This window comes from Candidatus Woesearchaeota archaeon, from assembly GCA_016928155.1.
In the GTDB taxonomy this organism is placed as follows: domain Archaea; phylum Nanobdellota; class Nanobdellia; order Woesearchaeales; family JAFGLG01; genus JAFGLG01.
This window is the reverse complement of sequence record JAFGLG010000007.1, coordinates 26,040-49,901: the sequence shown is the minus strand read 5'-3', so window position 1 is coordinate 49,901 and position 23,862 is coordinate 26,040. Positions and strand designations below refer to the sequence as shown.

The following is a 23,862-nucleotide window of genomic DNA, read 5'->3' as shown; positions in this document are numbered from 1 at the left end:
ACATGAGGGAGTTTCTTGTCATCAGGGAGGCAAAGAAGGCTTTGCATATTGTGAGAAAGAACCTGAAGCTTTTCCTGACAATGGTCATCCTGGATTTTGTCATGTTATTCTTCCTGGGATTCTTCGGCTCTGAGATAGTTAACAGGATCATCAATGAGATGATCATACTGTTCGACATGATGGCCAAGATAGGCATGGGCATGGATTTCCTGTTCAATCCGGGCCAGTTCACTGAAGTGGGCCAGGTTGTATTTTTCCAGCATCGCACAAGGCTTTTCATGTATTTCTTCGTGCTTGTCTGCGCAGTCTATCTGCTGTATTCGTTGTTCCAGGGCATCAATTGGTACCTCACTAAACAGATTGAAAATGAGAAGCTGGGTTTCTGGAGGTATTTAGGGAGATTCTTTGCCATAAATCTTCTATGGTTCTCTTCCATGACAATTGTCTTTGCAGTGACTGTCAGGCTTTCTTATCTTAAGGCTTTTGTCATCACGCCGAAGCTCATCCAGATCATCGTTATTGTCTTCGCTTTCCTTTTCGCATTGGTCATCACTTACCTCGCGCCGATCTCGTACTCGATCCTGATGCATAATGGTTTTGTAAGGAAAGCTTTTGTGCTGCCTTTCAGGGATATCAATGTCTTCTTCCCGATGTATCTTCTGCTTGTCTTTTTGTTCCTGATCGCTGATTTCATCCTGCTCCTGACAAGCATGGCTCATCCTGTGATGTGGCTGATAGCAGGCCTTGTCTTCTTCCTGCCGCTCTTCAGCTTCTCGAGGATATATATCAACCTTGTCGCGAATAAGATAATAAGATAAGAAATAGGATGAGGGATCAGGCAGCCTTGTCGTACTGGAGCTCTCTCCTGCCTTTCTTGCCGTGGGCCGCAAGTGTATGCTCATAGTTAAGGCTGGCAGACACCAGCGCTTCGATGTTCTGAGCCTTCAGATCCCCATTATAGTTCTCCTTGAATCCGGGAGTGACAGCATCCTTTTCCCAGTGGTCATACAGCAGCTTCTGTGCATCATACCTGTCGATGTCTTTCGCTTCATGTGCTGTGTAGAATTTGTGCCAGACATTCTTCCTTTTCTTGCTGAGATGCTCTCCCTGGACTGCTTGCGGCAGTAGATTGACGAATTTGCTGAACTGGTTTTGATCCATATCCTTGATGACCTGGTATGCCTGTCTTATGTCTTGGATGTCTGCATTCGTGATGGCATTGACTGCATTCACGATGGAGCTGTTGTAGAGGTTGTCTATCATGTCCTCGTCTGCCTTGTCGAAGTCAGTGCTGAGCATCTTCCCGAAATATTTTTTCATGAAGCCTCTTACATGCGCTTCTCTTTTTTCAGGTGCGGGTATGCCTCCTTCCAGCTCTTTCCTGACTTCCTGTTCAAGGTTGAGGTATTTTTTCTGGAGCCCTTCTTCGTATTTCTTTGAGTGTACATGCTTGATATGTTTATATGCAGAAGGTATGTCTGTAAAGTCAATATCACCCATTTGAGTCACCTTTCCATCAATTGTTGTGTATGGCATTTCCATATTCTCACTTCCATATAAACTTTTCGTCGATTTTTATATATTGAGATAATTTAATCATCCTGGAGTGATTATGTCTTTCCTGAATAAAAATAAGCTCAAACTTAAGGACCCTCATGTGTGACATAAAAGTCATATAGAAAAAATCAGTATGATTATTTTGTCCCACAATCTGCCCATTTAGCACACATTTATTTAAATAGTTTAAAAATAGGTATGGGTGTATTGACTTTTGCAGGTGATAGTATGGCAAAGAAAGATGATAATCAGAAGGATGCAGACAATACACAAAACCCCCCTCCACAGATCCCTAACCTGAAGGATCTTCCTAAGGAGACCCAGGAGAAGCTTAAGGAGCTGAAGGACAAGATGGAGAAGTTCCAGAAACAGGTTCTTGAGAAGTTTGATAAATATGTCCTTGGCATCTCGCTCCTGCCTCCCCCAAAGATGCAGCCCGGACAGCCTCAGCCAAAGGATTATAACAAGGATCAGGTCAGCCTGATGGTCCTTGTTGATGATTCTGATTCGAAGAAGATGTCAAAGGGTGAGCTGAAGTCAAAGCTTTCTACCATAATCGACAAGATAGCGCAGGATATCGACAAGAATCTTGTGCCCCAGGTCCTCATAACAAGTGAGCTCTGGCAGAGCTGCTATGATGCGAAGTATGATCTCCTTTCCCTGATGGCCATCTCTGCGCCTGTATTCGACAAGGGCATGCTCGCTGCGATAAAGATTGCTGAGATACACAGGACAATGGTCTTGAAGAAGTTCGAGAAATACATCGTCTCTTATGTCCTCTTCGGCTCCCTGACAAGGGGCCAGGCCACGCCCAAGTCTGACATCGATGTCGCCATCATAATTGATGATACAGATGTTAAGCGCATGACAAGGGCAGAGCTCAAGGACAAGCTGCGCGCAATAATAATCGGGATGGGCATTGAGGCTGGCGAGATAACCGGCATCAAGAACAAGCTCAATATCCAGGTATATATACTGACTGATTTCTGGGATTCAATCAAGGAGGCCAATCCTGTCATCTTCACTGTGCTGAGGGATGGTGTTCCGTTGTATGACAGGGGCATGTTCATGCCCTGGAAACAGCTGCTCAAGATGGGCAAGATCAAGCCGAGCAGCGAGGCCATCGACATGTTCATGGCAACAGGCGAGCAGATGATCTCGAGGATTAAGTTCAGGCTGAAGGAGATTGTCGAGGCTGATATATACTGGGCCACCCTGACTCCGACCCAGGCTGCTATCATGCTTTTCGGGCTTCCCCCGCCGACACCTAATGAGACCATCCAGCTGCTCGAGGATATCTTTGTGAAGAAGGAGAAGCTTCTCGAGCCCCAATATATCGAGATCCTGAAGAAGATCAGGAAATACTACAAGGATATTGAGCATGGGGAAGTGAAAGAGATCACCGGCAAGGAGGTCGACGAGCTGCTTGAATCTGCCCAGAAATATCTCAAGAGGATAAGGCGTCTCTTCACCCAGATCGAGAAGATAAAGGAAGAGGAATCCATGGTCCACATCTATGAGAGCTGTGTCACGATAATCAGGGACATCCTGAAGATGGAGCACATTGAGAAGGTCAAGGATATCGACGCTGTCAGGGTGTTTGAGGATGAGCTTGTGCATACAGGCAAAGTCCCGGAGAAGTATTTGAGGATGCTCAAGAATGTGGAGAAGGCCAAGAAGGACTATGATGCCGGAAAGCTGACAAAGGCAGAGGTAGAGAATGTCCGCAAGACCTCTTCTGATCTGATCAAGTTCCTGGTCGAGCACATGCAGAGGAGGAGGGGCCTTGAGCTTGAGCGTGCCAGGATAAGGGTGAAGCACGGCAGCCGTTATGGAGAGGTCATCCTGCTCGACAGGGTTGCCTTCATCATCCATGACATAGATCATGAGGAGAAGGAGATAACCAAGGCTGAGATAAGGGATGACGGAAGCCTGGGCACGACGCATAAGTCTTCTATTGAGGAATTTGAGAAGCATCTTGCTGGCGCTGTCATCCCGAAGAGGGTCTTCCTGAAGGAGCCTATCTTTGAGAACCTGAAAGCCTTTTTCGGCAAGGATGTGGAGATAATGATCTCTTACTGAGATTCTTATTTTGTTTTTAATCTCTCTTCTTCCCCACCGATACCTTTATAAATCCATATTTAAATAATCTTCTCCATGTCACAGAGGATAGACTGGAGATACCTGGGCCATGTCAACAGGCCGAATGTCATCTGGTACAAAGGCCTATTTGACCTTGCCGGCATGATACAGCTCATACAGAGCTGGCTGGAAGAGAACCAATATGCTTATCAAGAGAAGAAGTATAAGCACAAGGTGCCCACCCCGAAAGGTGTAGAGGAGGATTACCATGCTTTCGGAAGACGCAGGATGGATACCTATGTCGCTTTTGAGATCCATGTCCAGTTCAAGGCCTGGGATATGCAGGATGTCGAGGTCATCAAGGACGGCAGGAAGGTCAAGATGCAGAAAGGGAGGATCAGGATTGAGATGTGGTGTGTCCTTGAGCTTGACTGGAAGAGCGCTTTTGAGACCTCAAAGTTCATGGAGAAGGTCAGGAATTTCTATAATGAGTTCATTGTCAAGAAAGAGATTGATACCATCTGGGGGGATTATATATACTACATCATGCTCAAGCTGCATGGCGAAATAAAGAAATTTTTAAATATGGAGGCATCATCGAACATCTACATAACAAGATGGTGAGCCGAGAAAAGAGGTCAGGATGGTAGAGCTTAGGATTATTGTCGACAAGATGAAGCTGAGGTATGAGGGCCTCTTCAACATGTCTGAGCTTTATAATCTTGTGGATTCCTGGCTTGAGGAGAAGAACTATGATAAGTTCGAGAAGGCCAATTCTGAGCAGGTGACCCCTTCAGGCAAGCATATCTGGTGGCAGTTCTATCCCTGGAAGAAGATAACTGATTATGCGAGGCATATTATCAAGATAGAATGCGCCATGTCGAATGTCAAGGAGGTCGAGGTGGAGCGTGACGGCGTCAAGGTCAGGCTCAATCAGGGCGAGGTCGAGTTCGCTTTCACAGGGTATCTGGAGACTGATTATGAGAACAGGTGGGAATCTAAGGCAATATATTATTTCATCAGGACCATTTTCGACAAGTTCATCTATAAGATATACACTGACAAGTTCACAGGAAGCCTTGTGGATGACGTCAACACTCTTGCACGCCTGATAAAATCATATCTCAATATGCACAAGTATAGATGAACAAGAACCCCTTCTTCATTTTCTCAGCCACATATGCATATCATTCCTTAATGCTGCACTGACATGCCTGTCGAACAGCAGGTGCAGGAAGAAGCAGAAGAATCCTGTCAATGCGATGGGAAGCGATGTATACAACCACAAGATAAGAGAGGCCAGTATGCCGAATGTGAAAGTGTGTGGGAATTTCCTGTGTTTTCTCCCTTTCTCCATGACCATCACATGATACCATCCCATGAGCATTGCAAGCATCATCTTTCCTATGCTCAGCAGCGGATTTGACTTGTGATCAGAGAGGCCGAGCATGAAGAAAATAATGTAGAAAAGGAAGAAAGTGTAGCTCATCTTTGAGTTGGCATTGTCTATGTCAGGTAGGTTGCTGAACACATAGACAGCTATGACTAGATGCAGTATATTGAGTGACCAGAAATCAATCATGCCGAGACTGTCAAGAATGAAAAGTGATGCAGATGTAATTATTATGTTCATCCCAAGATGGTGCTGTGCATTCATTTTAAGAGAGATCCGCCGCTCTGGGGTTGCAGACCTGATCCTCCTCCGAGCGTCTGCTGCATGGGATTCATCCCCATAGGCTCCATGGGCATGCCGCTCGGTCTGCCGCCGAGTGGTATCACGATGCCGAATACGAGCCCAGGATCGCCTTCACGGATCGCTGCGCGGATATAGGCGCCGAATCTGTCATGGTTCATCTGGTATTGCCCTATCCACATGTTGTCCATCTGCTGGGTCATCTTATTGCTGACTTCTGAATAGCTTACTGACAATAGGGAATCTGCCCCCATTATTTGTGTTTTCAGTGAGCTGATTATCTGGTTGTTGTTGGAATTGTATCCCACTGTGACCGGCCCGATGTCTGTGTTTATCACCAACTGCCCTGAGAAATGGCCGGATGTCATGTATGCTACATTCCAGCTGAGGATTGTATCGAAATCCATTGTCTTTCCCGGCAACTCACGGCCTTTTATCGTGAAGGCTATGCCATCCTGGACGCGTTTTACATTGGCTGAATGTGCTGTGCCAAGGAATTCAGCCTCACCTGTATTGAGCTCTTCTCCGAGGTAAAGGCTTCCGAGCAGGTATGGTGTGGCTATGAACCCTGCAAGCGCTTTCTGACCGATATCCCCGGCCCACATCTCTTCTACACTTATCTTGATAGGCTCAATTTTGTCAAGAAAAGATTCTTTTAATCCCTTTATTTCAGGCATATCGAGCAGCTCTTTCTGCAGTGCTTTGTAGAATGCATCTCTTACTTTGTCCTCATCAAGATTAGGGCTGATAGGGGATTCCAGATCGCTTTCAGTATCCTCAGATGAAGGGCTATCGTGCAATACACCTGTAGAATACTGTTGGGCTGCTATCCTGAATTCAGGGGGAAGTCCTGCGACAATCTTGTTGCCTGCCTGAAGACCTGTATCTTCGACCAGCTGTGACAGGGAAGAAGTCCCCTCGCTCGGGGTCTCTTTGAAGATAACCTTGCCTTCTCCTTGTGAGAAGATGAATCCATCTCCAAGCATCACTTCATGGGATATGGTGATATCTCCTGTTACACCTGCCCCGCTTGTCCTGCCTGATGTGTCAATGAGATAGCTGCGGTCTTCCTCGAAGAGCTCGAATCTGAAGAGGTCATTTGCTATGCTGCCTCCCCCGAATGCTACATAATCACCTTCAGATGATATGGTGAACAGCAGTTGTCCTTCAGAAAGAAAGTCTGTGCAGTCAGTCATGGATACGCAGCTCTGCAGTGATTTCCCTTCAGGGATGTCGGCCCCCATCCTGTCTTCTGTGACTATCACTTCTGCGTCAGATGGTATTTGGAGAGTGGTTTCACCGAGTATCATAGAGCCTCCGAGGGATGATCCGTGGATTGTTCCATCAGGATTCTGGGTGACATCATCAAGATTGTATATCTCAGTGTTTCCCATGCGCGCATAGTCTAAGGAAAGGGTGCCGTCCTGCTGTGTTCCTCTGGCGCCCTTCATATTCCCTATTGACGAGCCGTCGAATGTGCATGAGTCAGGGCTGCAGGATATGGGGCCTGGTGCAGAGACAGGGTTCCCGTTTATGCTCGCTTTTCCTGATGAGATGATTAGCGTGTTCCCTCCTGTTATCTCACAGTCCGTGCATCCGGATATGGATACATCGAATCCCTTCTGCTGGAGGTAGGTATTGGCTCCGCCGATGTTTCCCATTATCGCTGCTGTGTCCCAGTCTTCTGGGTAATCTGTACCATTGCCTTCTCCATCAGACTGCGAAAAGCAGACAGGGGTGATGATGAGCAGGAGGATCATCCAGATGAATGATGACATAGCCTTGCTCATTTTGTCTCCACCGCAAATATGAACACATAGTCTGTCTCATCCTTGTATAGTGCAACATCCCTGAGGTCATAGACAACTGTGTTATTGTAGACAGAATAGGATATGTTCATGGCGTGCGACAGCAGGAAGATATGGTCTATGTATGAAGGGTCTTTTTGTGTCTTGACCACGATGCTGGCAGTTATGTTATGGAATTTCTTCAGGTCTATCGGCACAGGTGTTGACCATTCGGATATCATGGTTGAGGTTCCGCCCTGGCTGTATGTTATGGGCCAGTTGATGTCAAAGAGGATTCTTCCGTCTTCTGCCTGCACCCGGACATCTGCCTTGTCAGCAGTTATTTCATATCCTGGGAAAAATGAGAAATTGACGCAGTATGGGAGGAAGGTCTCGACATAGGCAGACAGGTTCGCTTCCATGGCCTGGAGTGTTGGCATGTATGTCTTGTTCTCTGAATAGAGGATGCTTGTGCCCATCTGGTTATGCCAGAATACTTTTTCAGGCCTGCTGATGTATCCTCCCTGCAGTCCGAGGACATACACAGAATCGGCGCTCACCATCTCAACGCATTCCTGGATATGGGTGTTCAGCTGCATCCTTGTGGCTTCGACATGCTCTGTGGGCAGTGTCCCTGCCTTGGATATGCTTGATATGTAGAAGATAAGGCTCATCAGTATCAATATCAGGATCCCCATGATTATGAATGGTGTTATCTGTCCTCTTTTTTTCATAGGCAGAAAAAATTGAAATAGGTTTATAAATGTTGTTCAATTATATATAATAAGAAGTGTTGTGATAAACAGATAATAAAAAGTTATACGATAAACAGATAATAAGAGATTTTATGACAGATAATCGCTCACTGACCTGAACATTTTCGCAAGACTTGATCTCATGCTTTTCTTTCCTGAGAATTTTTCCGCATTGTGGTCCAGCCTGTTCAGGATCCTGTCATGCATCTCCTTGGCTGGGCCGGTCTCGTAATCAGGGCATATCATATTTGGGCATATCATATCATGACCCTCAAGAGAGTGAGCATCTTTGACTGCTGATTCATAATGCCTGATGAAGGAGTCTCTCAGGTTTGATATGCTCCCTGCATCCAGTTCTCCTCTGTATGCGCTGCTCAGCTGCTTGTTGACGAAACGCTCGATTCTTCCGAGTGCCTTTTCCATCACTCTTTGGGCTCCCGGACTTCTGTATCCCTCTTGGGTTTTTGCCATTGCACTATCCATTGTGCTGTCAAAGAGAGATTTCATCATCCGGTCATAATCCCTTGGTTTTGGGTTTATCCTGTCTGCAAGAGCAGATAATTTCTGTGACACCCAAGTCGGTCTCTTCCTGACATATTGTATCGGGATTGGTGTGCCTGTTTCATCTTTCTTGGTTATGGCGGGGATATAGAAAGGTAATCTGGCTTCAATCCTTCTATCAAGGTTGTCGAATATTTCTTTGCAGGAGATATCACTAATTCCCACGAGCTCTTCCCTTTCTGATGTTATTGTTCTTTTCAGGCTTCTCAGGTTCTCTGCAAGATGGGCTTTTTCAGTCAGATTTGCCGACACTATATATCTGTCATATGCCCTGATCTCATCTATCACCATGTCTCTGATGCGCTCGGCTATCGCATATGCCCTGACTGTTCTGCTTTGGGATCCATTGATGGATCCATCGATAGGTTCCTTGATGGATACCTTGATATCATCAATGTTTGACAATATTGATTTGCTATAAGCCCCAGTATCCTGAAGAAGCTGGCCCGGCTGGAAATCACTTGGTCCTTCAGCCGGCTTTGCACTGTCAGCACAAGTGTATCTCCCGATGTCAGTACCTATGCTGAGCTTCAGGAATTCTCCTCTTGTGATCCTTGTGTCTATCTTTGCAGCCCTGTCCATCTCCCTGAGCACTTCTGTCGTGAAATTCACAGTGTTTGGCACCAGGCCGAAGTACTGCTCTGCCCTCTCTCTTGGTAGCAGCCCGCGTGATAATGTTTGTATCATCATTCCTGAGAAATGCTCTATGGAATTCGTCTGTCCAAGAGCTGCATCAACCAGATTCTCGAGCTTACCTTCATATCTTCTTGCAGGGACTCCGTTTGCCGGCACCACTATGTCATACACCCTTCCGTTTATTTCGCCGGATGCCAGCCGGATGATTGCCTCTGTCCTTCTGTTCAGTGTCTCGAGTGTGCTTTGGCTGATCTGTTTCCTGGCCTGACCGATCTTTTCGCTGAGAGAGCTTGATACCAGCCTGTCATGTATCAGGAATATGTCAACAGATCTGGGCGGGTTTGTCATTTCAGGGAGGCCTGTCTGCCAGTCGAATTCTGCTTCAGGCAGCCTGATTGTGCCGACATTCTGCCCTTTCTGTCTCCAGTATTCAGGAAGATAGATTATATCAGTATCCCTTTCAGTATATGCATCCCTGATCCTGCTTGCATCCCTAACCCAGCTGCTCCCATTATTTCCGGGACTGGGAATAGCAGGATGGAACATCATTCTGGTTCCAATTTTAGTTTCCGCATGATCATTTTTCGGATGGGACATTCAAAAAGGGGTTTACAAAATGATATTTAAATATTTTCTTTTCTTTTTGGTAGTAACAGAATTTATAGTGACAAGATTTATATATAAATTAAATTTCTATATAGTAAAAAAATAGATTTATAATACGAAAGATTAAAATAATATAGACCACTCCCGAGTAAATAAATGGGGGTTGTTTAATATAGGAATACCTGTTTCAGCTCTTTTGGATCTTGGAGAGACAAGGCCGAGGGATATAATCGAGGCTCTGTTCGCTACTCAGCATGATATGAAGCTGGACGAAGATTTCCTCACTATTCTGGGGATTGACACTGGCAGGCTTGACCGCAAGTCAGCTCTAGAACGCTTGCGTGGGATACCTGCCATGATCATGGCGAAATCTTCAGAACAGGATGCGCCGATGACAGCTGTCAGTCAGGATGACCACAACCATGCTGAATCTGTAGATGCAAAACTCAGCCCTCTTATCAATGCCTCAGCCGGTGCCAGGACTCTTTATCATATCCCAAAAGCATTGGAGGATATGGCACTGTTCGCCCTTCCTGCACCTGATTATATATTCCCAGGATTCCAGTCCAACAGCAGCTTTCTGCACCCGAACATGATTGTCTATGTCCAGGCCAGCCTGGAGGGTAAACCTGATGAGAAAATCAGTGCAGTCAGCATTGTCGACAACATCAGGGAGGCATTGCAGGATGGCCTGAGGGAGCGTCTTATGCTGGATGATTATCTCTCAAGCGCCTCCATGAGGTTCGGCAACAACAGCCAGGCTGATATTTCTATGCCGATTGGGAATTCTCCTTCTGTGGGCGCCACACTTGCGAGGTCAGACGGGCATTTTGAGGTCCGCAGCATGCATCCGGATTATGTCCTGGATTTCGGCGATGGCCCGAAGGAATCAGGCATCGCAGAGCACGGAAGGCCGTTCACGATTTCTGACAGGGATGATCCTGGAAGGCGTTTTGAGTTTGTCCTCACACACGAAGGCCTAAGGCAGTCAGGCAGATCAGTGGACCTCAGGGGATACTACAGGAGACATTTCAGCGCTGTCGTCATGGAGATGATCCATGATGTGGTGTATTCTGAGAATAATAGGATATATCAGAACAATATCTCATCTGTCGCAGGAGTGATAAGGAAAGATGATGTGATCTCAAGATTTGGGGATCAGCTGGATATCATTTATGGTGATAAGACCAAGCATAAGAAAGACATGGAGGACATGGCGGCATATGTTCTTGAGCATATGTCTGAAGAGCCGAATGGAAATCTTGACAGCTTGTTAAGTGCTCTCAAGGATGAAAATGCAGGAAGGAGTCCTGAAGAGCTTCTCAATGCTGAACAGGATGCAAAGGCTGAGCTTGCCAGGGAGATCTCAAGATTTAGGTCAGAGGATCTCAGGAAGGCAGTTGTCTCAGCTTCAGTTGACATTATCCTGGTTTCCCCGGATGGTTTTGTCAATGGCGCTCATGCAGGCCAAGGAAGGGTTGCCACTTTTGATTATGACAGGAAGATGACGCACCATACCAGGGATGAGCAGGCATATTCCCCGGGCCTCGGCAGGCATGAGGATCCTGTCGTTGATGACATCGCATTCCCAGTCGATTACTCGAGAGGCATTCTTGCGGGCACTCCTGGCTTGTGGCAGGGCAGGAACTCTTCAGATACCTCTCTGGTAGAGAATCTTGTCATTGCACTGGAGACTAAGAAGAAGTCTCCTGCTGTGGTTGACCGCCTTATCGATATTGCGCGTCAGGTCGATGATCATCATTCTCCTGTGTCAGCCTGCTACATCAATCTTGAGCGTGTCCCGCTCAGTCAGGGCTGGGATTTCCGTATCCTTGAGATGCCTGATGTGCAGTTGGTGAAGACCTTGGGCGACCGCCTTGATTATCTTTCCTCGACACAGCCAAAAGCAAAGAGGGTCATTGATGATCTCTGGCAGAGGCTCGAGAAGAAGCAGAGGCTCACTAATTTCTCACTCATCACCCATACTCTGATGTCAGGCACATATACTTTTGCTGAATTCAAGAATCGTCTGAATGACATCTGCAATGAGGAACACAGAAGACTGAACAGGCTTGAGGAGAGGTATGCTTTTGAGGTCGAGAATCCCACGACCCATTATGAGGGCGAGGCAGAAAGGAGAAGGCTTGAGAAGCTGCAGCTGCAGTTGGAAAATGTGAAGGATACCTATGCCGAATTCCTTGAGCTTGCAGGTGATGTGAGCATAGTGCTTGCGAGGATGCAGCCCATTATCGATTCAGCCGGGCTGACCCCTGCTGAGTATCAGAAGCTTTGCAGGACAGTCTCAGGGATGGTTGTCAATTCTGCTGTCAACAACACTGTTTATTCACGGGATGTCGCCAGGCTTGAACAGCTCATCAGCCGTCTGGTGGGCAGGGTTGAGATGGCTGACAATGAGATAGATGCTGTCAAGGCAGAGAGGGATCAGTTCAGGTCCAAGGCTGATAATCTTGAAAGCTACAGGAAAGACCTTGATAGAGAACTTGGCAGGGAGAAAGGCGAAAAGGAATCTCTTGCGAAGAGATTGCAGGATGAGGAAAAGCTGAGGGAGAGGATAATCTCTTCTTATGATCAGGTGAGTGCAAGTCTTGTCGGGGTACTCTCAGGTATCGGAGCAACAGCTGATGATGTCAGCCTTGATGGTGGATATGAACAGAGGAAGGATGCCATGCTTGAGCTCATTGGGCGCATCTCAGTGAGGATAGGATCATATCAGGAAGAGATTGCGGAACTCCTGGACAGGAAGGGGACGCTGGAATCAGAGCTTAAGGAGCAGAGGGATCTAGCCGAAGCCGCCCTATCGAGGATCAATGATGTTTCAAGGACAGCTTATGGCAAAGTGGGAAGATCATCAGAGCATGTCGAGGCAACAGAGCTTCTTGCAGCTTGCAGCAGTGCCTCAGCATCTGTAGAGATGATGAATGGGGTCTATTCTGATAAGCTGGGTCTCCTGGAAAGCAGGCTGAAAGATCAGGGTGATAGTCACAGGCGCTCAGACAGGGCAAAGGAAAGCAGGATTGAGAGCCTTGAAGCTGATCTTGCACAGCAGAGGATGACGGAAGAGGAGATGACCCAGAAGATTTCAGGCCTTGAGGAAGAGGTCGCAAATGCGAAGGCCGCTGCAGAAGCTGCTCGCCAGACTAGGTCAGGAAGCATTGATCCTGAGTATATTGCAAGGACTGAGAAGGACATCTCTGACCTCAGACGCAACCTGGAAAGGACTGCCTCTGATCTTGGGAAGCTCAAGTCTGTCTATGACCTGATTATTACTTCTGTATACGGCGCTGAAGATCCACGGAGGTATACTTCAGCTTGCGATTTCTTCATCAACACAGGTTTCTATGACATGGCAGAGAACAGCCTCATAAAGGGATTGAAGAATGTTCCTGATAGATCAAGAGAGGCATTAGTATTCAAGTTCCATGAGCTTTACAGAAAAGTCTCATCAGAGCTCAGTGAGGATGCTGTCGGTTTCTTCCGGGCATCGATCGGCAGGGATGATGATAATTATCGCAATAATCCCTGGGCCTGGCATCATCTGGGAGTTGCTCTCAGGAGACAGGCCGAGTATGAGGAAGCGATACATTGCCTGACCAGATCAGTTGAGCTCGCGCCTGATAATTACTGGGCTTTGGGGGTCTTGGGCGATATTTACAAAGATATGGGTGATGTGGGCAACGCGAGGCTCTATTATGAGAAATCTCTAAATATCAAACCCAATCAGCCCGATGTATCCCGACAGTTGTCAAGACTGAAGTGAGATGACCGCCTGTATGATGATGTCTTTATCTGGGATATTTGAGAAAGATTCTTATGAAAGATTCTTGAGAAAGAAACTTGGGAAAGATTTATCCGGATCTGGAGTATAAAGCCCCTGGGGAGATTTGAACTCCCGACCTCGTCCTTTTTGTGGCTGTTTATACCAAGGACGCGCACCAACCGCTATGCTACAGGGGCATTGAAGCCTACGATTCCTACCCCCTTTTTAAATATTGTGCCATCAGATTCAAAAACCATTTAAAAAGGTTAGATATCCATGACTGTCATGAAAGCATTATCCTTGAATATCACGGAAGCATTGTATGTTTTGTGTCTGCTCGTATGCTCATTGTTTCTCGCAGCCTGCACAGCAGAACAGCCGTCTCATGCTGAGATGTCTTTGAGCACAGATAAGGGCCTCTATCATTCCGGCGAGACTGTGAACATCTCTGTCCAGGTCAACTCGACACTTGGATTCAATGGCACCATGAGTGTCTACGGGATTTTTTCAGGCATCAACAGGCTGAATCTGAAGAGGGATGTGCTGGTATCGCCCGGGGAGAATGATTTCTTTTTCCAGTACCAGGCGCCGGCATGCAACAAATGCTCTGGAATCCCCGAAGGTATCTACAATATAACAGCTGAACTGCAGGGTGATATCCCCCTTAATTCGAAAGTCAGCATAGATATCAGACAATGATCAGCGCTCCGGCCCTTATCACATCTTGTTCAGCCCTTCCTGCCTGTTTTTGTTCAGCTTGTCTTTGTTCATCTTGATAGATGCCTATCCTGTATCCAAAACCTTTTCCTGTTTTTAGTGATGAAGCAGATTTGTAACTTGAAAGTTAATTTGATATCGTCTGTAACCACTGTGGCTAGACATGTAAAATTTATATAATGATGCGGAATTGACTAGGGATTGACTAACAAAACACCATGAGGTGATTAAATGAAAAAGATATTGGCTTTAGCAATTGTTGGATTGCTTTCTCTGATGCTTGTGCCAACAGCATTGGCTGCTGTTCAGCAACCTGGCTGTACGCCTGGCGTTTTTTATCCATGGCTCCAGAGAATGTCATCTCCAATGAATATGCTTTGGGGTTATTTCAATGGCGGCACACCGTTAGCGACATATTTCGGGGTCAGCTGGCATTACAATGACGCAAATGTGCCTGGTGAGGATGTGAAAGCGGATCCGAGTGACCACATATATTACAAGGGAAAATACTCCCAGCAGTACAAGAGATATCCGCTGATCTATCAGGATGTCAAGGAGTTTGTGGTTAAGGCGAATGGGCCTGCAGGAGAGAGGTATACTTTTACCTGGAACAAGTATGGATTTGATCCTTTCACCAAGTACGAGCTTATCTGCGGGAACCAGGTCTATAACATGAAGAAGATGGACACACTTCATCTGAACATGCCTGGTGACGGAGATCTCAAGTGCAAGATCAGGGTCTCAGCGACTCCTTACGGAGAGACTGCCTGGCCGGGGTACATATAGTTAATTTTTTCTTTTTTTCTCCTTTTTCTTCATAATATTTATATAATAATTGTCAGAATCCCGTTCCCATATACAGCTTTAAGGGGTTGTGGTGTAACTTGGTATCATAAGCGTGTAAGGTCACGCTGCACCCTGTTCAAGCGGGATTTAGCAATCCCGCGGACCGCTTTAGTTAGCCAAGTATTTAAGGGGTTGTGGTGTAACTTGGTATCATTCCACCTTCGGGAGGTGGCGATGGGGGTTCAAATCCTCCCAACCCCATCAGCAAAGCGAATTGGATTGGAGGCAATAGAACAGCAATTTCTGCACCATTCAGACCAGGGGTGATCAATAAGGGCCTATCCTTGAGAGGCACCCTCTTGTGCCTTCTGGAATAATTTTCTTAAGGAGATGGATGTATAAGGTTTTATGATATTCAGCCGGCCGCGTCTTGGGCTGTCAGTGTTTCCTGCAAGCAATATCCTAGTTTCAGGTGTTGTCGCCAGCTTCAGTGAATCAACGAGACTTCCTGTGAATGATCCTGCGAAGTCCGCTTCGATGAGTATCGCATCCATATCATCCTTGTTTGTCAGTGTCCCGTGCAGTGCCTCGAAATTGTTCTCTGCAGTGATGGCCCTGTATCCCAGATCCTCCAATAATCTCGCTGCACCTTTCAGTGTCTCCTGGTTCTTGTCGACAATCATGACAAGACCTTGTGCTGGCTTGTCAGGTGCGGCTTGCGCTCTTGCCGGCAGGCATATGGTGAATTCTGCTCCTTTGCCTTCTGCTGTGCTGAGGGTTATCATGCCATGATGCTGCGTCACTATCGTGAATACTGAGTATAATCCGAGACCTGATCCCCCTTTCTCTCTTTTTGTCGTGAAATTCAGGTCAAATGCACGCTTTGAGACTTCAGGCCCCATGCCCGGCCCTGTATCCCTTATCGATACAGCGGCATACTCTCCGGGCCTTGCCTTGAATCCTGTTATGTGCCTTGATTCGAGCACTGTATTCCACGTCGTCACAAACAGTTCGCCGCTCCTTGTCATGGCTTCTGATGCGTTCTTGTACAGGTTCATGAACATCCTGTTAATGTTCACCGGGTTCGCCATTATCCCCCAGATATCAGGGCAGAGGTCTGCATGTATTGTTATGTCTTTCCTGAAACCCTGCATTATCCTGAAGCTGTTCCTGACAAGGCTGTTGAGGTCTGCCTCTTCCTCTTTCCCTTTGTCAGTCGCGTCTGTCATGTATTGGTTCACCTGGTCTGCTGCCTGCAGGGATACCTCGAAGGCATTCTCGATGCATCTCCTGATTTTTAGGGGATCCCCGTAGTTCCTTGCGACTTCGAGATTGCCTATGATTGCAGTGAGCTGTCCCCTGAAATCATGCGCCATCATGTGCGCGACTTCTGCCTCGAGCTCATGTCTCTGCACCCTTTGCACGCTCTCTTCAAGGATCTTCTGCCGTGTGATGTCAGATATCTCACCCATTAGGTATATCACTCTTCCCCTGTCGTCTTTTATCGGATGCAGGATGATCTCATAGTGCCTCTCCGCGCCATTGGGAAAGGCGAACCTGGCATCATATTGCACTTTCTCGCCTGTCCTTGCGGTTATGAGATGGTTTCTCACATTGCAGTATGAGCTCTGCCATACATCTGATAGCGGGCTTCCTATGACCTCATGGCTCTCTGCACCGAGCTGTTCGAGGAATCTCTCATTGGCTGCCCTGTAGATGAAGTCGCCTTTTACAGGCTCTATGAGTGTCATGGCTGAAGACGAGGCATTTGCCATTAGTTCATATAGTTCAAATGGCTGGTATCTCATTCCATCAGCCGGCTGCTTGCCGAATGGGATTATTTTCCCTTCAAGTCCCTGATAAGGTGTGTCTTTCTTGTCCATCCAAACCCCCTTAAAAAAGCTATATAGAAAGTGGGATTAGCTTATTTATATTATTTGGCACTTATTTTGGGTTTTTCTTTATATTTTATATAAAAGAATGCAATTAATGCTCCAATCATGTCAGATACAAGATCTAGTGATGTGTTCTCATATCCTCCGACGCCTGTGCTTGGCACCATTACTGTTGCTGTGAATTCTATTATCTCATTGAGCGCTCCTGCTCCTAATCCTGCCATCACAACAACTATGCCAAGTGCAGCCCATTTGTGATCCGGCTTCAGCTTAGGTTTGATCAGATAGTACATCGCAAGTGTCGCAGCAAAGAATCCTATTATATGGACAAACTGGTCATACTTGAATATCAGGTATGGTTCGCCGACAATATCGACAATTATCCAGTCATACAGTCTCCATCCCCCGCTGCTTATCCCGCCGCCTGAAAGATGCAGGAACGCCCATATGGCCAGCCACCAGAGCACGAAATTAGGGAACTTGACCTTGTCATTCGTGAAGACAATCAGCGCTGCAAAGAAGACGACAACAACTATGTATCCTATGAATTCATAGTTTTTTCTTGAGAAGAATATCATGCCGTACACTATCAGCATCAGGAGTGCGAAGATCGCGATGGGCCACTGGTCTTTCTTGAGCATTATCCATGTTTTCATCCATGAGTTTAAATATTTTTTGCAGTTGGATCATCAGCCATGCTACCTGAAAAAAAAAAGATTAATTTTACTGATTAGAGCAACGATGCATGGGTCCGCCAAGAGGAGGTCTACCATCGGGGTTTGATTTGTTTGATCTTGGGCGTTGCATCATGTCAAAATGCTCTTCATCGAACATCTCTTGCATTGCATTGACCCATGCATCGTAGTCTTTGTTCTCAATGGCTTCTTCTATTGCTTGCTTTTGGGCGTGCATTTCAACAAGTTCGTTGAATCTCTCTTCTGTGAGCGTATCAGTCATTGCCTGATGCCAGGCATCATAATCCCCTGATTCCATTGCATCATGCATTGCTTCTCTCTCTTCATCGCTGAGCTGCTTTCCAATTCCTTGTCCCATGAAGGCTGATGCGATTCCTGCTGAAGCAACAACTCCCACAATCATGAGCGCCAATAATCCTATTGTTGTTTTTTTCATTTTCATTCACCTTTTGATTTTGAGGCAATTGATTCACCTCTCTGGAGGAGGGAGGACCTTGATCCTGCCAGCCTCATTTTTAGACATGTAAGGCTATGCTCATATTTAAGCAGGAAGAAGCCGAAATGTGCATCTGAAATCCATATTATTTATAAAGGATAGAATCCTGACATAGTGAAAATGATGCGATTGATGGTCCGCAGGCAGCTTCCGATGCCTCCATTGGAGTTTATCAGCATTGAGCTGGTGTATTCTTTGGCAGTCATCATCCTCTGCCTTCTGATATATTTCAAGACAAAGGATGCCTATGACCTTTCAAAGCATAAAGGCATCAAGTATTTCAGGAATGCATTCATGTATTTTGCTGTCGTCTTCCTTTTCAGGATCCTCCCTATTGTCCTGATATTCAATCAGCAGTTGGTCACTTTCGGCACATATCAGATTATCGTCCGCACTAGTCTCTTCCTTGTATCTTATTTCAGCATTCTTGCGATCCTTTCCCTGCTCTCATCGATGTTCTCTGACAAGGTTGGTGATGATTGGGAGTCCACTCTTCACTTGATATCATTGTTCTTTGCTGTCCTGACTTTCTTTGCAGGATTCCAGATCATCCTTGTCCTGCTCGGGCTCATAATGCTCGTGCTCCTAATGATCAAGGGATTCATCTGCCATAAAGAGAAGCGGATCTCATTTTTCTCAAAGATGACCCTCACTTATTTTTTCTTGTTTGTATTCTATATAATCAATCTTGTTTCATTGGCCCAATATTTCTTCATATCCCCAATGAAAATCACCTTGAACATACTTTCTTTGGCAATATTCGTCTACATCTACTATAAGGTCAGCAAGAGGTTATCGGGGAATGGCAAAAAGAGACAGGCTTAAGGTCATATACGACATCTTGAGGGTGATCCAGAAGCATAACAATTCCATTAAGCCGACCCCTCTTCTGCGTTACTCCAATCTGAGCTCCCAGAGTTTCATTGAATATGTCGAGGAGCTTGAATCAAAGGATATGATAAGGAAGATAAAAGTCAAAGGCCGGGAGCATATCACCCTGACTGACAAGGGCTTCAATTATCTTGAGAAATATTCATCGATCCTCGGGTTCATAGAGGAGTTCGAGCTTTGATCCTATTTCTGACAAAAGCGCAAAATCTAAAAAAGAGAGCATGAAATACTATTTCATGGCACGCTATCCAAGAATCAGGGACACACCTGAGAGGTTTGATAGTCAGGGGAATAAGCTCTGCAGGAACTGTGATAATGCTGTTGCTGAGGGACGCAGGCATTATTGCTCCAGGAAGTGCATGGATGAGTTCAATCGCAACAACACTTGGTTCTTTGTACGTTTGGACGTCTTGCGAAGAGATGAGTTCAGATGCAGTATTTGCAACAAGAGGTATAACAAGAAACTCTTGGATGTGGATCACATCATCCCTATCCAGATGGGAGGCAAGCCATTCGAGAAAGCAAATCTCAGAACCCTCTGCAAGAGATGCCATAAAGCAAAGAGCAGATTAGATACAGAAGCATTGTCAGATTAGGTAGAGTATATTCTCTCTGCATCTTATGCAGGACCAGCTTCTGGCTGCATTTTTCCGAAATCCGCAACTACATACCTGATCACCTATAGAACAGCTCATGATAATGATGTGCGCCGGCACGGGTAATTCCAAACTACCGGCAAAAACCGAAAGTTATTTGAACCCCGAAGTCCCTAAGGACACAAGGGTATCAACCTTGCGGCTTACCGGTTAGCCAATGCCGGCGCATATTTTATTTTTTCTTTTGATCCTTCTTATGCCCTTCTGAGAAATATCTGCAATATTCTCTAAGAAATCAGAAACATTCAACTACAGAGAAAAGATGTTGGGATAAGAAACAGAAAATGAGAATATTTCTCATTCACTCGAATTTTTTTAAACATACTTATAGATAAGAGGTATCGCAAGTAATATTAAGAAAATGACTGCTAATATTATGGCCGCAATTATCATCACAATATAAAGCTTTTCCATCCAACCTCTGGTACTGTTAAGATATTTGAATCTTACTCAAAGAACAGCTCATCCAAGAACTCCCTTGGAGTCATTATTCTTATACCCCTGTACTCTTTGATCTTTAATAGATGATTATCCTGGCTTATTATGTAATCTGCTTTGCCTTCAACTGCTGCTTCTATGAACTTGTTGTCATCCTTGTCTTCCACAATGTTTATTCTTGTCTTTGGTTCCACAATGATAGAATTCATTATTACTTTCCTGATTATGTTTGATATCTTGAGATTGTTCTTCCTTGATTTCTCTATTATCTCTCCGCTGCTCATCACTCTGTTATATTCTTTTATGATCTCCATTGACAGGATGCATTTTAATTCTTTTCTGTCTATCAAGTCAAGTATCCTGAATGAGTCTCCTGTCCATGCCTGAGACCAATACATTAGTATCCAGAGTCACTCTATTTCCTGAGATTGTGTATCAGTCTGTTGACTTGGCCTTCTTTAATCTTCTTGGTCTTCTTCCGTAATGGTTTTGTTAATGCAGAAAATGTTTCAGAAGTGACTTTTTTCATGATCAATGTATCTTCATCTAATATGAATAGTATCTTGTTGCCTTCCTTGAGGTCTAATCTCTGCCTGATCTCTGAAGGTATCGCGATCTGTCCTCTTGAGCTCACCTTGCCTATGTCTATCATAAGATAAGTAAGATATATCTTGTATTTAAAGATATCGCTCAGGAAAGCGGAAATTCACTCAAAGAACAATTCATCCACCTTCGCATCTAGCACTTTCGCAACATCAAATGCTAATTTCAAAGATGGGTTGTATTTGTTCTGCTCTAAGAAGCCTATTATAATCTCTCCTTGTTCCTCTTATTAGCTCCAACATCACCGAAGGAGATGAAGGAAATGAATATGAACAGGCCTCCAAGCACAAGCCCAAAATATTCCATACCTGGAGTGCCTATTGCCTGAGGTATGGGAAATACTGAGACATGGACCTCTCCTTTGACATAATAATCATACAGGCTCCATGCACACATGAGAACTAAGAACAACCCGATGATCATGAAAATCCATACTTGCTTTTTCTCCACTTTTTTCATACCCACACAACCCCCTAACAGATATTTAAATCTTATCCCTAAAACCCTCATCTCACTCAAAGAACAACTCATCCACCTTCGCATCTAACACTTCCGCTATGTTGAATGCCAGCCCCATCTGAAGAGTGCAAGTATTGCAATTACTCTAGATCATTGAGATGAGCTCATGTGTCATATATACTCTGACAAGATTCTGCTCCCATTTCTCATTTGACCATATACCACACCCTAAATGCAGTGCAAGAGCGAAATAAGCAATATCTTTGGGATCAGGGCATATCTGCTCGGCATCTGGAACACAGCATTCATACTCCTCTGAAGGCACCAGCTGGATCTCATTCTTTATCATCCTGAATATCTGCTCCATATTTGATAGCCTGCTTTTTGACCTGATCACACCCATATTCCTACTGATCTCATCAAGTATCAGCCTTGGTGCAAAGATCTCGAATCGCTTGTCAAAGATGATATCAATGGCAGGACTCTCTGCTATCAGCATAGATATTATAGGGTTGGCATCAACAACAAGTTTCATATCTAATGATATCAGGAAGGCCTTGATATTATTGACTGAGAAAAAACCGTATCATTTCCGCTTTTTCTGCTTCATTTTCGCAAGAAGTCTTTTGCCGACATTCTCATTTATCTTATCAGCTATCTCCTTTGCGTCTTTCTCTGTGAGCTTGCTCTTGCTGACCAGTTTCTTGAAGAATTCTATCTTCTCTACATGATCCTCAAAGGCCTTTCGTGCTACCGCTGACCAGTTTATGTCAGGGTGCTTCTCCATCCTCTGCCTGAGCTCTTCAGGCACTGAGACTGATATTGATACCATAAATAATATTTATAACATAAATAATATTTAAAGCTTTCGCTGGGGGATACAGAAGATCTCCAGAAAACTCAAAGAAGACTGCCCGGCTCCAATCAGAAGACTGCGAGTATTGCAAGTTCAGATCTTAAACCCCCGGATTCAGGTGCTTCAACATTTATGATAAAAGAAAAAATGCGGGGGAAGGGAATCTCATGACACCAGATCTCTCTGCATGCCTTTTGAACCCTCGAACCCACTAAGAGACAGGATCTCTCAACGGCGTTCTGCCGGTCTTAAGTTTCGCACTCTTGCCTTGCGCTTTGCAAGACCTTTTCTGAGTCCTGCGCATTTGGTCTGAAATCGAAGATTTTAGACCACCGAAAATCAACGATTTTCGATTGACCAGGCTTTGCTACCCCCGCAAAATTGAGTAGCTTTTTGTATTAATATTCAATTTTGCGGACCCGGAAATTTATAATTTCCGCTTGCCCGCAATAGGTAATCAGCACTAGAAAAAAACATATTTATAAATTTAGTTATAATACGCTAATGACTGTATAAAGGCAACAAAATCTTCCATTCTAGAGAATACAGGTATATAAACCCCTGCTTGGTCTTTATTGATACTGCAGATCTCCACATTATCTTTCATAAGGCCCCCATAAACGATTAAGGGCACTTCAGGGTGGTTCCTATGGAAATAGGAGAGCTTCTCTACGCTTTCAGGCCTCGGGTTGGCTATGACAATATCATACAGAGAAAGCGTTTCAGGGCACATCACAAAATCGCCTACTCGGAAGCCAGCTGCCTCAAGCTCTAAGCGCTCCTGGTCCAGGCATCCGCCCTTCCCATTTGAGCCGTTCCCTTTGTTCTTGTCAATCAGCAGGATGTATATGTCACTCATCTGAGGTCAAGCCAGCAATGAGCATATTGCTGTTTATTAATGTTGTTCCAGGATTTTTGGGAAATAGTTTATCTTATGGACATCATAGAGAGGTATTATCCTGATGGTCTGTATCAGTGCAGCGAATCTCTCTCTTATCTCCATCTCTATCTTCCTCAGCTTCTGCGCATCTTCTCCCTCAAGCTCCACTTCCACATCCCATTCGCCTATTGTCTTGAAGAGGCGAAGCACATTTGGATGGGCATTCAGGAAATTGATCAGCTCATTCTCTTTCTCTGCTGTTATGTTATGGTATCTTATTGTCAGGAGGCTTCTCTTGTATCCTGCGCTCTGGAGGTCAAGCAATGGCCTGAATGATCTTATCACTAGCCTGTCCTGCATCCTCTTGATCCTTTCTATCACTGTCTTTGACGTCGTGCCGAGCTTTGCTGCAAGCTTGAGCGCGCTCTCACGCGCATTTGCAGATAGCCTCTCCAGCAGTCTCATGTCCAGCTCATCGATCTTCTCAGCCTCCCTGTCCCCGCCGTAGATGTCTTCTGTGAGCGTGTTTGTATTCGAGAACAGGTACTTCCTTCCGGATCCTCTTGCCACGACTGTCGTCAGGACTGTGAAATTCTGCAGATGCCTGGGATGCTTCTCCATTATCTTGTGGAGCGCCTTGTTGAACTGGGAAGGGTTCTTTGCCAAAAAAGTTGCAATGAGGTCATATTCCCCGCCGCATGTGGCAACAAAGCATGTCATGGGCTCTGAAGCCATGGATCTGGCAAGCTCCTCCATCTTCTTCTCGCTTATGTAGCTCACTTTGAAATATGCCCTGAAATGGAGCACATCCAGCTTGGAATAGTCTATTATTGTGTAATAGCCCTTTATGATGCCCTGCTTCTCAAGCGAGTTCACAGTATAGCTCACCTGCTGCTGGCTCTTCCTCATCTTCTTGCCTATCTTTGAGAAATGCGCCCTCGCATCCCTTTCCAGTCCTGCGATGACCTTCCTTTCGATATCCCTGAGACCCGCCATTTTTTGTATATTTTTACTTTTGATATAAATAATTTTCTT

At 45.4% G+C, this 23,862-nt stretch carries 25 protein-coding genes and 4 tRNA genes; 11 read left to right on the top strand and 18 right to left on the bottom strand.

Features of this window, described 5'->3' with window-relative positions:
* Positions 1–2 precede the first annotated feature (2 nt).
* Positions 3–818 (top strand): hypothetical protein, encoded by an 816-nt coding sequence (locus tag JW968_03530; protein MBN1386021.1) that lies wholly within the window; start codon positions 3–5, stop codon positions 816–818.
* A 16-nt stretch (positions 819–834) separates the two neighbouring features.
* Here the strand turns inward: JW968_03530 and JW968_03525 are convergent, their stop codons facing one another.
* Positions 835–1,500, bottom strand: coding sequence for a hypothetical protein (locus JW968_03525; protein MBN1386020.1), 666 nt, complete (start codon positions 1,498–1,500; stop codon positions 835–837).
* A 285-nt stretch (positions 1,501–1,785) separates the two neighbouring features.
* Here JW968_03525 and JW968_03520 point away from each other — a divergent pair, with 285 nt between their 5' ends.
* The 3 genes from JW968_03520 to JW968_03510 all read left to right on the top strand — a co-directional run bounded on the left by JW968_03520 (position 1,786) and on the right by JW968_03510 (position 4,786).
* The gene (locus JW968_03520) at positions 1,786–3,639 is read left to right on the top strand and encodes a nucleotidyltransferase domain-containing protein (GenBank protein ID MBN1386019.1); all 1,854 of its coding nucleotides are present in this window, start codon (positions 1,786–1,788) and stop codon (positions 3,637–3,639) included.
* A 75-nt stretch (positions 3,640–3,714) separates the two neighbouring features.
* Positions 3,715–4,263: a hypothetical protein gene (locus JW968_03515; GenBank protein ID MBN1386018.1), complete on the top strand. Its 549-nt coding sequence runs from the start codon at positions 3,715–3,717 to the stop codon at positions 4,261–4,263.
* 19 nt (positions 4,264–4,282) lie between these two features.
* Entirely contained in the window at positions 4,283–4,786 is a 504-nt protein-coding gene (locus JW968_03510) for a hypothetical protein (protein ID MBN1386017.1), read from the top strand.
* Positions 4,787–4,801: 15 nt separating this feature from the next.
* Here JW968_03510 and JW968_03505 read toward each other — a convergent pair whose 3' ends face one another.
* The 4 genes from JW968_03505 to JW968_03490 all read right to left on the bottom strand — a co-directional run bounded on the left by JW968_03505 (position 4,802) and on the right by JW968_03490 (position 9,620).
* Positions 4,802–5,272, bottom strand: coding sequence for a metal-dependent hydrolase (locus JW968_03505; GenBank protein ID MBN1386016.1), 471 nt, complete (start codon positions 5,270–5,272; stop codon positions 4,802–4,804).
* A 20-nt stretch (positions 5,273–5,292) separates the two neighbouring features.
* Complete coding sequence (locus JW968_03500) at positions 5,293–7,122, bottom strand: hypothetical protein (GenBank protein ID MBN1386015.1); 1,830 nt, start codon at positions 7,120–7,122, stop codon at positions 5,293–5,295.
* On the bottom strand, positions 7,119–7,853 hold the full coding sequence (locus tag JW968_03495) for a hypothetical protein (GenBank protein MBN1386014.1): 735 nt from the start codon (positions 7,851–7,853) through the stop codon (positions 7,119–7,121). The genes JW968_03500 and JW968_03495 overlap by 4 nt, the downstream gene beginning before the upstream one ends.
* Before the next feature lie 111 nt (positions 7,854–7,964).
* On the bottom strand, positions 7,965–9,620 hold the full coding sequence (locus JW968_03490) for a hypothetical protein (GenBank protein MBN1386013.1): 1,656 nt from the start codon (positions 9,618–9,620) through the stop codon (positions 7,965–7,967).
* A 220-nt stretch (positions 9,621–9,840) separates the two neighbouring features.
* Between JW968_03490 and JW968_03485 the strand changes: the two genes are divergently transcribed.
* Complete coding sequence (locus JW968_03485; protein MBN1386012.1) at positions 9,841–13,455, top strand: tetratricopeptide repeat protein; 3,615 nt, start codon at positions 9,841–9,843, stop codon at positions 13,453–13,455.
* A gap of 109 nt (positions 13,456–13,564) precedes the next feature.
* Here the strand turns inward: JW968_03485 and JW968_03480 are convergent.
* Positions 13,565–13,652, bottom strand: a tRNA-Thr gene (locus tag JW968_03480).
* A 79-nt stretch (positions 13,653–13,731) separates the two neighbouring features.
* Here JW968_03480 and JW968_03475 point away from each other — a divergent pair.
* The 3 genes from JW968_03475 (at position 13,732) to JW968_03465 (ending at position 15,219) form a co-directional block, all read left to right on the top strand.
* Complete coding sequence (locus JW968_03475) at positions 13,732–14,154, top strand: hypothetical protein (GenBank protein MBN1386011.1); 423 nt, start codon at positions 13,732–13,734, stop codon at positions 14,152–14,154.
* A gap of 249 nt (positions 14,155–14,403) precedes the next feature.
* A complete protein-coding gene (locus tag JW968_03470) occupies positions 14,404–14,958 on the top strand; it encodes a hypothetical protein (GenBank protein ID MBN1386010.1) in 555 nt (184 codons plus the stop codon).
* 188 nt (positions 14,959–15,146) lie between these two features.
* Positions 15,147–15,219 (top strand) — tRNA-Pro (locus JW968_03465).
* Between the two features lie 77 nt (positions 15,220–15,296).
* Here JW968_03465 and JW968_03460 read toward each other — a convergent pair.
* The 3 genes from JW968_03460 to JW968_03450 form a co-directional block, all read right to left on the bottom strand.
* On the bottom strand, positions 15,297–16,841 hold the full coding sequence (locus JW968_03460; protein MBN1386009.1) for a PAS domain-containing protein: 1,545 nt from the start codon (positions 16,839–16,841) through the stop codon (positions 15,297–15,299).
* Between the two features lie 50 nt (positions 16,842–16,891).
* Positions 16,892–17,494 (bottom strand): DUF2238 domain-containing protein, encoded by a 603-nt coding sequence (locus JW968_03455; GenBank protein ID MBN1386008.1) that lies wholly within the window; start codon positions 17,492–17,494, stop codon positions 16,892–16,894.
* Positions 17,495–17,576: 82 nt separating this feature from the next.
* Positions 17,577–17,984 (bottom strand): hypothetical protein, encoded by a 408-nt coding sequence (locus JW968_03450; protein MBN1386007.1) that lies wholly within the window; start codon positions 17,982–17,984, stop codon positions 17,577–17,579.
* A gap of 180 nt (positions 17,985–18,164) precedes the next feature.
* Here JW968_03450 and JW968_03445 point away from each other — a divergent pair, with 180 nt between their 5' ends.
* From JW968_03445 to JW968_03435, 3 genes are read left to right on the top strand one after another with little or no spacing between them, the layout of a single operon-like run.
* The gene (locus JW968_03445) at positions 18,165–18,869 is read left to right on the top strand and encodes a hypothetical protein (protein ID MBN1386006.1); all 705 of its coding nucleotides are present in this window, start codon (positions 18,165–18,167) and stop codon (positions 18,867–18,869) included.
* Positions 18,847–19,116, top strand: a complete 270-nt coding sequence (locus JW968_03440) for a hypothetical protein (protein ID MBN1386005.1) — start codon at positions 18,847–18,849, stop codon at positions 19,114–19,116. Before JW968_03445 ends, JW968_03440 begins: the two co-directional genes overlap by 23 nt.
* A gap of 55 nt (positions 19,117–19,171) precedes the next feature.
* On the top strand, positions 19,172–19,531 hold the full coding sequence (locus JW968_03435) for an HNH endonuclease (protein MBN1386004.1): 360 nt from the start codon (positions 19,172–19,174) through the stop codon (positions 19,529–19,531).
* Between the two features lie 111 nt (positions 19,532–19,642).
* Here JW968_03435 and JW968_03430 read toward each other — a convergent pair.
* From JW968_03430 to JW968_03390, 9 genes are all read right to left on the bottom strand, one after another.
* Positions 19,643–19,756: transfer RNA gene (locus tag JW968_03430), tRNA-Ile, on the bottom strand.
* A gap of 281 nt (positions 19,757–20,037) precedes the next feature.
* Positions 20,038–20,427, bottom strand: a complete 390-nt coding sequence (locus JW968_03425; GenBank protein MBN1386003.1) for a putative toxin-antitoxin system toxin component, PIN family — start codon at positions 20,425–20,427, stop codon at positions 20,038–20,040.
* Between the two features lie 17 nt (positions 20,428–20,444).
* A complete protein-coding gene (locus tag JW968_03420) occupies positions 20,445–20,681 on the bottom strand; it encodes an AbrB/MazE/SpoVT family DNA-binding domain-containing protein (protein MBN1386002.1) in 237 nt (78 codons plus the stop codon).
* Between the two features lie 155 nt (positions 20,682–20,836).
* Positions 20,837–21,091, bottom strand: a complete 255-nt coding sequence (locus JW968_03415) for a hypothetical protein (GenBank protein ID MBN1386001.1) — start codon at positions 21,089–21,091, stop codon at positions 20,837–20,839.
* 145 nt (positions 21,092–21,236) lie between these two features.
* Positions 21,237–21,626: a hypothetical protein gene (locus JW968_03410; protein MBN1386000.1), complete on the bottom strand. Its 390-nt coding sequence runs from the start codon at positions 21,624–21,626 to the stop codon at positions 21,237–21,239.
* A 51-nt stretch (positions 21,627–21,677) separates the two neighbouring features.
* Positions 21,678–21,923, bottom strand: a complete 246-nt coding sequence (locus JW968_03405) for a hypothetical protein (GenBank protein ID MBN1385999.1) — start codon at positions 21,921–21,923, stop codon at positions 21,678–21,680.
* A gap of 172 nt (positions 21,924–22,095) precedes the next feature.
* Positions 22,096–22,324: transfer RNA gene (locus tag JW968_03400), tRNA-Leu, on the bottom strand.
* Positions 22,325–22,434: 110 nt separating this feature from the next.
* Entirely contained in the window at positions 22,435–22,806 is a 372-nt protein-coding gene (locus tag JW968_03395; protein ID MBN1385998.1) for a hypothetical protein, read from the bottom strand.
* Between the two features lie 36 nt (positions 22,807–22,842).
* Positions 22,843–23,823 (bottom strand): Lrp/AsnC family transcriptional regulator, encoded by a 981-nt coding sequence (locus JW968_03390; protein ID MBN1385997.1) that lies wholly within the window; start codon positions 23,821–23,823, stop codon positions 22,843–22,845.
* Positions 23,824–23,862: the final 39 nt, after the last annotated feature.